Here is a 12,980-nt window from a genome sequence, read left to right on the forward strand (position 1 = left end):
AGCCCCAGTTCAGACAAATCCCGCCCAAGTTTTCGCGCTCGACACAGGCAACCTTGAGCCCCAACTGCGCCGCACGAATGGCGGCAACATAACCGCCAGGGCCGGCGCCGATCACGATGAGGTCGAAGCTTTGATCCGTCCCGCTCATGCGATGCCTCCCAAGCACACGTATTTCAGCTCAAGGAAATCTTCGATGCCGTGGCGCGAGCCTTCGCGGCCCAAGCCCGACATTTTGACCCCGCCAAAGGGCGCTTCGGCGGTAGAGATCAGCCCGGTGTTGACCCCGACCATGCCGTATTCAAGTCCTTCAGACACCCGGAAAATCCGCGCCACATCCTGAGCGTAGAAATAGGAGGCGAGGCCGAATTCGGTGTCATTGGCGGCCCGGATCGCCTCGGCTTCGTCGGTAAAGCGGAACAGAGGGGCGACGGGGCCAAAGGTTTCCTCGCGCGCGACCGCCATGTCCGACGTCACATCCGCCAAAACCGTCGGCTCATAGAAGGTGCCGCCCAGAGCATGGCGTTTGCCACCGGCAAGCACGCGGCCGCCTTTTTCCACCACGTCCGTCACATGGCTCTGCACTTTCTCCAACGCGCTCTCATCAATCAGCGGGCCAAGCTCGACGCCGCTTTCCATGCCGTTGCCGGTGCGCAGAGCCGAGACCGCCTTGGCAAGTTTCTCGGCAAAGGCGTCATAGACCGCGTCCTGCACATAAATGCGGTTGGCGCAGACACAGGTCTGACCATTGTTGCGGAATTTCGCGATCATCGCGCCCTCGACAGCGGCATCGAGATCGGCGTCATCGAAGACGATAAACGGCGCGTTGCCGCCCAGTTCCAGCCCGAGTTTCTTGATCGTCGGCGCTGATTGGGCATAGAGCATGGCGCCGATTTCGGTCGAGCCGGTGAAGGTCAATTTGCGCACCACCGGGTTCTCGGTCAGCTCAGCACCGATCTGCGCGGCGGAGCCGGTGATGACGCTGAAGAGACCTTTGGGAAGCCCCGCGCGCTCGGCTAGAACCGCCAGAGCGATGGCGGAATAGGGCGTTTGGGACGCGGGTTTCAACACCATGCCACAGCCCGCAGCAAAGGCAGGCCCGGCCTTGCGGGTGATCATCGCATTGGGGAAATTCCACGGCGTGATCGCGGCGACCACGCCGATAGGTTGCTTCATCACGAGGATGCGTTTGTCGGGCTGATGGCCGGGAATGGTCTCGCCATAGACGCGACGCGCCTCTTCGGCAAACCATTCTACAAAGCTCGCGCCGTAGGTGATCTCACCTGCGGCTTCCGCGAGAGGTTTGCCCTGTTCCAGCGTCAGGATTTGCGCCAATGCCTCGCGATGCGCGATCATCAGATCGAACCATGCGCGCAGCACGTTTGAGCGGTCTTTCGCGGTGCGCGCAGCCCAGGTTTTTTGCGCCTCTTCCGCCGCCTTGACCGCCTTGGCGACCTCGGCCCGGCCCAGTTTCGGGACGTATCCGATCAGCGCGCCGTCGGCGGGGTTGTGCACGGCAATGCCGGTCTCCGGATCGGCCTCGATCCAGTCTCCGGCCACCAGATTGGCGTCGCGCAAAAGCCCGGTGGCGCGCAGATCTTGCAAACTCAAACTCATTTTCATTCCTCCTCATGCGTCAGAAACCGCAGCATCTCCGTCAACTGCGCCTCCAACATGTGATGCCCCGGATGGATCATAAGCCCGCGCGCCTCGGCGGCGTGCAAAAGCGGCGTGATCTCCGGCTGCATGATGACCTCGGCGACCAATGTGCCGGGGTCGAGTGTGTCAGGATCAAATGGCAGCGCATCGTCGGGCTTCAGCCCCAATGAGGTGCCGTTGATCGCGATGTCATGCCCGGCGGGGTCCGTGGCGGCGGCGAAGTCCACATCGGGGAAATGCGCCGCCAGCCGCGCGATCAGGGCCTCGGCTTTCTCAACGGAGCGGTTCGCGACAGTCAGCGCCGCAATGCCACGTTCCGCAAGCGCAAAGGCGATGGCACTCGCCGCGCCGCCCGCGCCCGCGAGGAACACACGCTTGCCCAAAAGCGTCACACCCGCCTGTTCCAAACCGCGCGCAAATCCTTCGCCATCGAGGATATCGCCGTAGAGCGACCCGTCCGGCCTGCGCCGGATGACATTGACGCTTTGCGCCGCCGCCGCGCGCGCACTCAGCGCATCGCAAAGCGCAGGCACAGCGGTTTTATGCGGTACGGTGACCACGGCGCCCGCGAAATTGCGCGCACCTGCAAGACCTTTCAGCATCGGCTCCAAGGCCTCCGGCGGCACTTCGAGCGGGACCAAAATGGCGTCCACGCCCTCGGCCTCAAAACGCGCGTTGAGTGCCTGTGGTGTGCGCACATGGGTGACCGGATCGGCGAGGATCGCCAGCGTTTTGGTGTGCCCCGTGATCATGTTACACCAACAGGCTCATCGGGTTCTCGATGCCCTCTTTGAAGGCCACCAACCACTGCGCGCCCACGGCGCCATCGACGGTGCGATGATCGACCGACAGGGTCACGCTCATGACCGGAGCCAGCACAATCTGATCGCCCCGTCCAACGGGACGTTTTTCGGCGGCCCCGACGGCGAGGATACAGCTCTGCGGCGGGTTGATGATCGCGGAGAAGCTCTTGACCCCATACATGCCGAGGTTCGAGAGCGAGAACCCACCGCCCTGATATTCATCCGGCTTGAGACGGCCTTCGCGGGCCTTCGCGGCGAGCGCTTTCATCTCCGACGACAGCGTGCCGAGGCTCTTTTGATCGGCATTGCGCAGCACGGGCGTGATCAGCCCGCCGTCGGTCGCGACCGCCACGGAAATGTCGATGGATTTGAGCTGCAACAGCGCCTCATCGGTCCAGATCGCATTGGCCGCGGGCACTTTGGCCAGCGCGTTTGCGACAGCTTTGACGATGAAATCATTGACCGAAATCCGGTCCGCTTTCTCGCGGCCCTCGTTGATTTGGGCCCGGAGCGCCATGAGCGCCTCGATGTCGCAATCGGCCTCAAGGTAGAAATGCGGCACGGTGGTTTTCGACTCGAGCAGCCGCCGCGCGATGGTGCGACGCATGCCGGTATGGGGAACTTCCTCGTAGTCGCCGATGCCCGCAAGGTTGGGTGCAGCGGCGGCCTTTACAGGAGCTGCCACAGGAGCAACAGCCCCGGCCTCGGCAGCACGTTCCACGTCGATGCGCACAATGCGACCGCGCGGGCCGGATCCGGAAAGCCCCGACAGATCAACGCCTTTCTGTGCTGCGATCCGGCGGGCGAGCGGCGAGGCCGCAATCTTGTCGGAGGATTTCGCCACTGGGGCCGCTTCGGCTTTCGGAGCCTCAACCGGCGCTTCGACCGTCTCCGCAGGCGCAGCACCACCCGGCGTATAGCCGTCCAGCACAGAGGCGTCTTCGCCCTCCAACAGCAGGACCGCGATCACCGCATTCACATCGGCGCGCTCTCCGGCGGGGGTGAGGATTTTGCCCAACACCCCGTCAGCGTCGGCCTCGAATTCCATCGTCGCCTTGTCGGTTTCGACCTCGGCCAATGTGTCCCCGGCCTTCACGGCCTCGCCTTCGGCCTTGAGCCAATTGGCGATCACCGCGTCTTCCATTCCGGCGGAGAGCGAGGGCAGTATGATTTCCTTGGGCATCTTGTCTCTCCTTATTCCGCAGCCTCTGCCGCAAGCGGCAAGCCCTGATCGGCCATGACCTCGCGCAGGCCCGCTTCGATGTCTTGCGGACGCGCGCAAGCCGCCGCCTCCAAGACTTTGGAAATGCTGGGCGAGGCTTCCGCGCCATGCACCCGTTTGATCGGCTGATCGAGGAAGTCGAAACAACGGCGCTGAATCTCATCGGCGAGCCAGCCGCCATAAGACGTCCCAGAGGCACCCTGTTCGACGATCAACACATTGCCGGTCTTCTCGATGGAGGCTTCGATGGCCGCCCAATCAAGCCCGGCGCGGTCGAGGCTGCGCAAATCAATAATCTCGGCATCCACGCCCAGACGCTCGACCACCTCACGGGTCTTTTCGACCATGGCGAGATAGGTCAGCACCGTGACCCGCGCACCTTCGCGGACGACTTTGGCCTTGCCGAGCGGGATCATGTAGTCGAGATCATCGGCGGGCCCGACGCCTTTTGAGGCGTATAGATCGACGTGTTCGATCACCAGAACCGGATCCTCACACTGAAGCGCCGCGTTCATCAGACCGACATAATCATAGGGCGTCGAGGGCGCGACGATGCGCCAGCCGGGGGCCGTCGCAAAGATACCCGCCGGGTCCATCGAGTGCTGCGACCCATAGCCCGTACCCATCGCCACTTTCGTGCGCAAAACCAAAGGCATGGCATTGTCGCCGCCGAACATGTGACGCGCCTTGCCGATCTGGTTGAACACCTGATCTGCGGCCACCCACATGAAGTCCGGGTACATGAATTCGATCACCGGACGCACGCGCCCGTCGGCAGCCATACCTGCAGCGAGACCCGTAAAGGCGTTCTCGGCAATCGGGGTGCCGAGGCAGCGATCCGGGAACTTGTCCGAGAGGCCTTTGGTCGCGCCATTGGTGCCGCCTTTGAGACGGTGCACATCCTCGCCCATGACGACGACGCGCTCGTCCGTTTCCATCCGGCGCATCATGACATCGGCCACGGCGTCGATGAATTTCACATTGTCCTTGAGCGTACCGGAAAACTCTTCCTGCTCTTCGAACCGTGCGCCGTCGAATTCCGACAGATCGCCACGCAGACCGAAATCGCGGAAGCTCTCTTCGGGCCAGAGCGCCGGTTTGATGCGGCGTTTGCCGTCGACCTCTTCGATCAGCTCGCCCGCGATCTCTTCCATCATCTCTTGCGCCTGACCACGCAGGTCTTCGACCGCTTGCGCGCCGATGATCTGACGCTCCATCAGGTCGCGCGCCATAGCGTCGAGCGGGTCTCGGCCGCGCCATTCCTGCTCTTCTTCCTTCGTGCGATAGCCAAAGGCAGAGCCCGGAAGCGCGCCGTTTTGGTGGAAATAGCGGTAGACATCGGCCTCGATCACCACCGGGCCTTCGCCCGCACGCATGATCTTATTGGCTTCCTCGGAGGCCAGATACACGGACAGCGTGTCCATGCCGTCGACCTTCAGCGCCGGGATGCCAAAAGCCAGACCGCGCGCCGAAAGCCGCGTCTCTGCGGTGACTTCCTCGACATGGGTCGACACGGCGTAACGGTTATTTTCAATGAAGAAACAAATCGGCAGCTTCCAAGCGGCGGCGACATTCATGGTCTCAAGCACAGAGCCAATATTTACCGCGCCATCGCCGAAGTAGGTATAGACCACATCGCCCGTGCCCGCCTTCTTATGCGCCCAGGCCGCGCCCGCCGCCATAGGGACACCGCCGCCGACGATCGCGTTGGTCCCAAGGTTGCCGCTTTCGGCCCAACGCAGGTGCATCGAGCCGCCGCGGCCTTTGCAGAAGCCTTCGGAGAGGCCGAGAATTTCCGAAAGGGTGCGTTTCGACAGATGCCGCAGCGTCTCGCCAAAGCTTTTCTCCGGGTCGATCCCCTCAGGCGCGGCATAGGCCAGCGCCTTGGCGAGGAACTGATGGTGCGCGCGGTGCGAACCGTTCACCTGATCGGAGCCGCGCATCGCCATGGCGGAGCCGACAGCACCACCTTCTTGGCCAATCGCGGAGTGCGCAGGCCCGTGCACAAGCCCCTGCCCCGCAAGGTCCAACACCTTCTCTTCGAACGCACGAATGAGGTGCAAATGGCTCAGCATCGTGCGCCCGACGGTGGGGTCAAGCTCGGTGCGATCCTCTTTGGAGGCTTTGATGTCACGCCAGAAGGCTTTCGGCGTCAGATCGTCATAGATCGGCATGTGAGATGTCCTTTACAAATAGCTGTAGGAGGACCAGCCACCATCGGCGACCAGCGTTTGGCCGGTCACATAGGCGGAGGCGTCCGAAGCGAGAAACAGGGAGGCGGAGGCGATTTCCTCGGGCGTGCCGAGACGTCCGGCGGGCACCCGCGCGTTGAGAGCGTCCATATCCAAACGGCCTTGCGCGGCGAGCGTTTCGGTCAGAGCGGTGCGCACGTAACCGGGCGCAATGGCGTTGACGCGGATGTTGCGGTCGGCCCATTCGATGGCCAAAACTTTGGTGAGCGCCACAACGCCCGCCTTGGCGGCGCAATAGGCGGCACGTTCCGGCGCCGCGACGACGCCATACATCGAGGCGGTGTTGACGATACTGCCGCCGCCTTGTTCGGCCATGACACGACCGGCGGCCTGGGCCACGAAAAACGCACCGTTGAGATTGATGTCGATGCCCCGACGCCATGTGGCCTCGTCAAGGTCGAGCGAGGGTGCATTGCCGGAGATACCCGCGTTGTTCATAACCACGTCGAGCCGCCCACCAAAGGCCACCGCCGCCTCACAGGCCGCTTCCACCGCCGCAGGATCGGTGATCGAGCCCGCAAGGGCGGTGACCTGTCCGGGGTGATCCGCGTTCAGCGTCTCCGCCGCAGCCCGCACACCGTCCTCATCCAGATCGAAAAGGACGGTCTTCGCGCCCGCGTCCACGAAAGCGCGTGCCATGGCAAGGCCAAGGCCCGAAGCAGCGCCCGTCACAAGCGCGGTGCGTCCAGTGAAATCGAACGTGGTGGTCATGATAATTCTCCTCCGGTCCCGGAAACGCCCTCCTCGGGTCGCCGGGTTGAAAACAGTTAAATTTCTGCGCGCTGCGCTGGCTCAGCTCATGTAGAGCCCGCCGTTGACGTGAAGGGTCTCGCCGTTCACAAAGCTTGCCGCCTCACTGCACAGGAAGGCGATGACACTGGCGATCTCGGACGCCTGTCCGGTCCGCCCCATCGGCGTATGGCGCAGCGTGTCGTCGCCCCGCGTCGCAATCAGATCGCGCGTCATCGGCGTATCGATCACTCCGGGCGCCACGACATTGACCCGCGTTTTCGGCGCCAATTCATTGGCGAGCGCGCGGGTCATGGCGCTGATGGCGCCTTTCGACGCGCCGTAATGCGCGTTGGTCTTGGCGCCACGATGGGCGGCGAGCGAGCTGAGGTTGACGATGGACGATCCGGCTTTCAAATGGTCGACCGAGCGGCGGGTGAGGTAGAAGACGCCATCGAGATTGACGGACAGGGTGCGGCGCCATTGATCGTCGGTCATCTCGGCGAAAGGCTCCGCCATATAGATGCCGGCGGAGGGCACGAGAAAGTCGATGCCGCCGAGTTTGGCCGCGACTGCGACGATCCGGTCGGCGTCATCGGGATTGGCGGCGTCCACGGCGAGCGTTTCAATCGTGCCGCCTTTCGGAGAAGTCAGCGTGGCGGCAAATTCCGCCAGCGCGGCACCATCGAGATCGGCCAGCACCAGATTGGCGCCAGCGGCGTGGAACAATTCAGCCACGGCGCGACCGATGCCGCCATTGGCCCCCGTGAGAACCAGCGTGCGGTTGGTGAAATCGAACATCATGCCGACACCTCCGCAAGGTCTGCGCGATACTCGGTGATGTCGGCATATTCGACGATTTCGACGATATGCCCCTCCGGGTCGCGCAGGAAGGCGAGGAAGGTACCGGGGCGCACCTCAACCGGCTCATCGCCCGTCATCAAAGTGCCACCCGCCGCGACCACGCGGGCCACAACGGCGCGCAGATCGTCGACGATGAAGGTCAGGTACATCGCTTCGTGGCGGTCCAGAATGTGGTCCGTTGGCTCAGGGCGCTCGGCCGGAGCGATCTCTGGCGCGAGCAATTTGATCCGCTCCCCCCAAGAGGTTTGCAGCCGCACAACACGGTAGGCGCCCCGACTGAGCGCCGCGACATCCGCTTTCTCGGCGGGGACTGTCACATCGGCGGCAATCCTGAAGCCAAAGGCCTCTTGGTAAAACTCAAGCATTTTGGGCAGATCGCGCACGGTCAGCCCCATTTCCATCGGTGCGGTCATGTTCATCGCAGATGTCATCACGCGTTCCTCCCTTACACCGCGAGCCATTCGTCGGTGATTTCTGGCTTGGCGTTCAATTCGTCAGGCGTGCCCTCAAAAACGATCTGACCATGGCCCATGACACAAACCCGATGCGAGACCTGCATGGCGATGGTGAGTTTCTGCTCCACCAGCACCACGGAGACGCCGTGTTTGTTGATGTCCTTGATCACTTCGCCCACGACCGTGACGATCTTGGGCGCAAGGCCTTCGGTCGGCTCGTCGATCAGCATCACCAGAGGATTGCCCAGAAGCGAGCGGCACATCGTCAGCATCTGTTGCTCACCGCCCGAGAGGCTTCCAGCGCGGGTGTTGCGGCGCTCCTTGAGACGCGGGAAATAGGTGAACATCTGGTCGACGTCCCATTTCGGCGCGCCCTCCGGCCCGTTTTGGCGCCCCATTTCGAGGTTCTCATCGACGGTGAGGTTGAGGAAAATCTCGCGCTCTTCCGGGACATAGCCGATGCCCCGCCGACAGATCGCGAAGCTGCGCTGTCCGGCCAGATCGACACCGTCGAGACGCACATGGCCCTCAGACGGCGGGACCAGCCCCATGATGGATTTCATCGTGGTCGAGCGGCCTGAACCATTTCGCCCCAGAAGGCTCACGACCTCGCCTCGCGCCACATCGAAAGTGACGCCGTGCAGGATGTGACTTTTGCCGTAATGGGCGTGCAGCCCCTCGACGGACAGGATTGTATCGCTCACAGTCTCCATCACGCCGCCTCCTCGCCCAGATAGGCTTCTTTCACGCGGGCATTGCCGCGAATTTCCTCGGGCGTGCCGGTGGCGATGATCTCGCCGTAGACCAGCACGCTGATGCGATGCGCGAGTGAAAAGACGACGCTCATATCGTGTTCGACGATCAGAAGCGTGCGGCCTTCGGTGATCTCCCGGATCAGGCCGGCGGTGTAATCGGTTTCCTCATGCGACATGCCCGCCATGGGTTCATCGAGCAAAATCACCTGAGGATCGGAAGCCAGCGTCATGCCGATCTCCAGCGAGCGTTGCTCCGAATACGATAGCTGGCTGGCGAGCGTCTGGGCGCGGTCCGTGAGGCGGATTTTGGTCAGCAGATCATCGACCTCCTCATTGACCACCCGAAGCCGCGCGGCAGAGCGCCAGAACACGAATTGCAGGTTGTGCTTGCGCATGACCGCGAGACGCAGGTTCTCGAAGACCGTCACACCGGGGAAGATGTTGGTGATCTGGAACGAGCGCGCCAGACCGCGACGGTTGACCTCCGCCGGTTTCAACCCGGCGATGTTCTTGCCGTTCAAAAGGATCTTGCCCTCGGAGGGCGCGAACTGGCCGGAGCAGAGGTGGAACAGTGTCGACTTGCCCGCCCCGTTCGGCCCGATCACCGCATGGCGTTCGCCGGGGATCACATCGAGATTGGCATCCCGGATGATGTGGGCCTCGCCAAAGGACTTGTGAACATGTTGCAAAGACAGAATGGGATCGCTCATGCCTGTGCCTCCTTGCGCGCCGCGACGCGGCGGTTGACCATGGTGACCAAAGCGATGCCGATGCCGAAGAGACCGAGGCCAAAGGCCCAGGGCAGAACGGAGAGCGGCGCCCAGTCATAAGAGAAAAGCGCGATATCGGGCCAGTTGCCGTCGGTGACACCCGCGCGATATTCCGGCGACAGCACGCGTTGCAGGAATTCGATCAGGAAGACGGCGCCGAAAGCGGCAATCGCGAGGCTCGCCAGACGGGCCAGCAAAGTGCTGAGCGTGCGGGCAAAGCCTTCGCCGCTGGGATTACGGATGCGTTCAACCAGCTCGCCCACGAGACCGCGCGGCAGGAACATCATGACGAGCACGAAGATGATGCCTTGGTACAAGAGCCAAACACGGGTCAGGTCGGAGGTGACATGGCCGAAGAAGGTCATCACAGCACCGCCGATTGCCGGGCCGAGGAAGACGCGCACACCGCCGATGAAGCTGTTGAGCACCACAGCCGTAGAGATGTGGGATTCGAGCACGACGTAGTTCGCGGCTTCGATGTTCATCGACTGAAGCGCGCCTGCAATGCCCGCGAACATGGCGGAGACAGCAAAGATCAACGTGCCAAGCGCATGGGTGTTGTAACCCAGAAAGCGCAGACGGTGCGCGTTTTCACGCAGGCCCAGAGCCAGACGCCCAAGCGGGGTTTTGCTGAAGAGATAAAGCAAACCGATGCACAGAAGCGTCCAGACCAGCGTCAGGAAATAGACGTCATTGAGCGAGCCGAAGCCGATGCCCCAAGCGGGCATACGGAAAGAGGACACGCCCGCCTCGCCGCCAAAAACGGTTTTGAGGTGCGGCGCCAGAGCGTGCAGCAACTCGGCCAGCGCCAGCGTGATCATGGCGAAGTAAACGCCCGTGCGCTTGGTGGAAAAATAGCCCGCCAAAAGCCCGCTCACGAGGCCCGTCGCGCCACCGACCAGCGGCAGGAGCGGCGTCGGCAAAAGCCCTTCGCCCCCGAAGGCGTTCATCGCATGAACGGCGGCAAAGGCGCCGACGCCAAAGTAGGCGGCATGGCCAAAGCTCAGCATCCCAGCCTGCCCGCACAACAGGCCAAAGGCCATGGCGAAAAGAGCGGCGATCAGCATCTGAACAGCGGCGTTGAGCATGGAGCCGGAGACCAGCCACGGCAGGGCGATCAGCACGGCGACCGTGACCAAAAGAAGTAGAGGTGCGTATTTCATGAGTTATTCCTTCTCGCCCATCAGCCCGGAGGGGCGCAGCACCAGCACCAGAAGCATGATGAAGAACGGCAGGGTGGCGGCGAGGCTGGACATGCGCATGGTCAAAAGCCCGCCGATCTCCTCGGCCCAGCCGCCCATGCCGATCCACGTCAGAATATCCGCAATACGGAAATCGCTGCCGACCGCGAGCGAGTTGGTGATGCCGATCAACAGAGACGCCGCCATCGCACCGCCCATGGAGCCAAGCCCCCCGACCACGACGACCACAAAGACCATGACACCAAGCTCCAGAGCCATGTTGGGATTGGTGGTGTAGAAAGCGCCAGCGACAGCGCCCGCAAGACCCGCCAGAGCCGCGCCGATGCCGAAGACGCCCATGAAGACCATGGGGACGTTATGGCCCAGCGCCTCGACCATCTGCGGACGGTAAATCGCGGAGCGCACGACGATGCCCACGCGGGTTTTCGTCAGCAAAAGATAGATCGCGATGAACATGACGACGGCGATGCCGCCCATGAACAGGCGATAGAACGGATAGTCGATGCCCGACAAAGAGAAGGCCGCAAAGTTCAGCTCGGCCGGCACGCGGTAGTCCACCGCGAACTTGCCGTAGACCATCTTGATCATCTCGGCGATCACCACAGACAGACCGAAGGTCACAAGCAATTCATGCGCATGGCCGTGTTCGTGCACGTGGCGCAGGATGAAACGTTCGACCAGAATGCCGACACCCATCACGAGGATCGGGGCCAGAATGATCGCCAGCCAGAACCCGGTCAGGGGCTGAAGCGTGTAGGCGAAATAGGCGCCCAACATGTAAAAGGATGCGTGGGCAAAGTTCAAAACCCCCATCATCCCAAAGATAAGCGTCAAACCGGCGGAAACCATGAAGAGCAAAAGCCCGTAAATGGTGCCGTTGAGCAAAGCGAAGAGTATCTGGTCCACACTGACCTCCGTAGGCATCGGTATAGCTGCGCCCTGACCGGGGCCCTCTGGCCCCGATCACGACATGCTTTTCGTGTGTAAGGGAAGTGTCCGAGGCTTAGCCCGGACGTTTCATTTGGCAGCTGTCCTGCACCGGCTGTTCCGCGTCTGCGGCGGAAATCACCTTGATCGGAACAAAGCCGAATTGGGTGTCATCAGCCTTATACTGCGCCTCAGTGCTGACCTCTTGGACGATCATCGGCAGCACGGCCTGGTGATCCGCATCGCGCATGGAGATGCTGCCCATCGGCGTCTCGGCGGTAGCGTTTTCAAGGGCTGCGGCAAGATCAGCGGCGTTGAGACCGTCTTCTGTCGGCTCAACTTGTTTGAGCGCTTCTTGCAAAAGCATCATCCCGAACACGGTGGCGGGTTCGACATAGCTCGGGTAGTGGCCGGTCACGGATTTGTAGTCCTCCATGAAGACCGCGGTTTCTTCCGGGTTTACCTCCGGGTTGAACGGTGCGGAGAGATAATGCCCCTCGGCCACAGCGCCAGCGTTGCCGATGTTGCCCGGCTGATCGAGGAAGGCCGTGCCGAAACGCACGTCGAGACCTGCGCCGCTGGAGGCTTTCATCAACAGGAGAAGATCGTTGGACCAGTTGCCGGTGATCACCGTGTCAGCACCTGCGGCCTGCACGCGTTGAACATAGGGCGAGAAGTCCTGGATTTTGTTCACGTCATGCAGGGTCTGTTCCACCACGGTGAAGCCGAGACGATCGGCGGCGGCCACGGTGTTGTCCTGAACGTCGACACCCCAGGAGTAGTTCTGGTTCATCGCATAGACATTGTCGCCCAACACGCCCGCTTCGCTCATGCCGTCCAAAAGCGTGTTGACGCGGATTGCGGCGTTCGGGCTGGTGCGGAAGTGGTAGTAGTGACACTTGGAGCCGGTCAGTTCCATCGCCTCGCCACCGAGGTTGATGTAAAGAACTTCGTTGCCAGCGTTGCGCAGATTGTATTTGCGCACGTCTTCGGTCACCTGACCGGCCACAGCAGACGACGAGCCCTGAAGGATCACATCTGCGCCTTCGGAAATCGCGGCGCGGACGCGGTCAGCGGCGCCCACCGGGCCACCCTGGTTGTCGAACTCGAGCAGTTCGATCGGCTCACCGCCGAAGCCGCCTGCTTCGTTGATCTTGCCAATCTGGTATTTCACCGCATCGCGGTAGAGCAAACCGGTCGACGCCTGCGGCCCCGACAAGGTTTCCACGAGGGCGATCTTCAAAGGCTCTGCCTGTGCCGCAGCTGTAGCCCCCATGACAAGCGCCATAGCCGCCGTTCCACGTGCGAATTTCTGGAATCCCATACTGTCCTCCCTGACATATTT

The 12,980-nt window shown here is 62.2% G+C and carries 13 protein-coding genes; all 13 read right to left on the reverse strand.

All coding sequences use genetic code 11. The features are described from left to right. The coding region (locus J5Y17_RS15545) for an FAD-dependent oxidoreductase (RefSeq protein ID WP_219786498.1) at nt 1-148 on the reverse strand (148 nt) is incomplete at its 3' end. Beyond that, the gene (locus J5Y17_RS15550; RefSeq protein ID WP_219786326.1) at nt 145-1,614 is read right to left on the reverse strand and encodes an NAD-dependent succinate-semialdehyde dehydrogenase; all 1,470 of its coding nucleotides are present in this window, start codon (nt 1,612-1,614) and stop codon (nt 145-147) included. The genes J5Y17_RS15545 and J5Y17_RS15550, both read right to left, overlap by 4 nt. A gap of 2 nt (nt 1,615-1,616) precedes the next feature. Then, a complete protein-coding gene (locus J5Y17_RS15555; RefSeq protein ID WP_219786328.1) occupies nt 1,617-2,408 on the reverse strand; it encodes a shikimate dehydrogenase in 792 nt (263 codons plus the stop codon). 1 nt (nt 2,409) lies between these two features. Further along, the gene (locus J5Y17_RS15560; RefSeq protein WP_219786330.1) at nt 2,410-3,642 is read right to left on the reverse strand and encodes a pyruvate dehydrogenase complex dihydrolipoamide acetyltransferase; all 1,233 of its coding nucleotides are present in this window, start codon (nt 3,640-3,642) and stop codon (nt 2,410-2,412) included. A gap of 11 nt (nt 3,643-3,653) precedes the next feature. Continuing rightward, nucleotides 3,654-5,855, reverse strand: a complete 2,202-nt coding sequence (locus tag J5Y17_RS15565) for a thiamine pyrophosphate-dependent enzyme (RefSeq protein WP_219786332.1) — start codon at nt 5,853-5,855, stop codon at nt 3,654-3,656. 12 nt (nt 5,856-5,867) lie between these two features. Beyond that, a complete protein-coding gene (locus J5Y17_RS15570) occupies nt 5,868-6,644 on the reverse strand; it encodes an SDR family NAD(P)-dependent oxidoreductase (protein ID WP_219786334.1) in 777 nt (258 codons plus the stop codon). Nucleotides 6,645-6,725: 81 nt separating this feature from the next. Then, nucleotides 6,726-7,466, reverse strand: coding sequence for an SDR family NAD(P)-dependent oxidoreductase (locus tag J5Y17_RS15575; protein ID WP_219786336.1), 741 nt, complete (start codon nt 7,464-7,466; stop codon nt 6,726-6,728). After that, nucleotides 7,463-7,957, reverse strand: coding sequence for a VOC family protein (locus J5Y17_RS15580; RefSeq protein ID WP_219786338.1), 495 nt, complete (start codon nt 7,955-7,957; stop codon nt 7,463-7,465). Before J5Y17_RS15580 ends, J5Y17_RS15575 begins: the two co-directional genes overlap by 4 nt. Before the next feature lie 14 nt (nt 7,958-7,971). Then, entirely contained in the window at nt 7,972-8,694 is a 723-nt protein-coding gene (locus tag J5Y17_RS15585) for an ABC transporter ATP-binding protein (protein ID WP_255572139.1), read from the reverse strand. Continuing rightward, the gene (locus J5Y17_RS15590; protein ID WP_219786340.1) at nt 8,694-9,446 is read right to left on the reverse strand and encodes an ABC transporter ATP-binding protein; all 753 of its coding nucleotides are present in this window, start codon (nt 9,444-9,446) and stop codon (nt 8,694-8,696) included. The genes J5Y17_RS15585 and J5Y17_RS15590 overlap by 1 nt, the downstream gene beginning before the upstream one ends. Beyond that, nucleotides 9,443-10,669, reverse strand: coding sequence for a branched-chain amino acid ABC transporter permease (locus J5Y17_RS15595; RefSeq protein WP_219786342.1), 1,227 nt, complete (start codon nt 10,667-10,669; stop codon nt 9,443-9,445). The genes J5Y17_RS15590 and J5Y17_RS15595 overlap by 4 nt, the downstream gene beginning before the upstream one ends. 3 nt (nt 10,670-10,672) lie before the next feature. Beyond that, nucleotides 10,673-11,614, reverse strand: coding sequence for a branched-chain amino acid ABC transporter permease (locus J5Y17_RS15600; RefSeq protein WP_219786343.1), 942 nt, complete (start codon nt 11,612-11,614; stop codon nt 10,673-10,675). 97 nt (nt 11,615-11,711) lie between these two features. Then, on the reverse strand, nt 11,712-12,959 hold the full coding sequence (locus J5Y17_RS15605; RefSeq protein WP_219786345.1) for an ABC transporter substrate-binding protein: 1,248 nt from the start codon (nt 12,957-12,959) through the stop codon (nt 11,712-11,714). Nucleotides 12,960-12,980: the final 21 nt, after the last annotated feature.

Origin of the sequence: Celeribacter sp. PS-C1 (assembly GCF_019429625.1) — a bacterium.
In the GTDB taxonomy this organism is placed as follows: Bacteria; Pseudomonadota; Alphaproteobacteria; order Rhodobacterales; family Rhodobacteraceae; genus Celeribacter.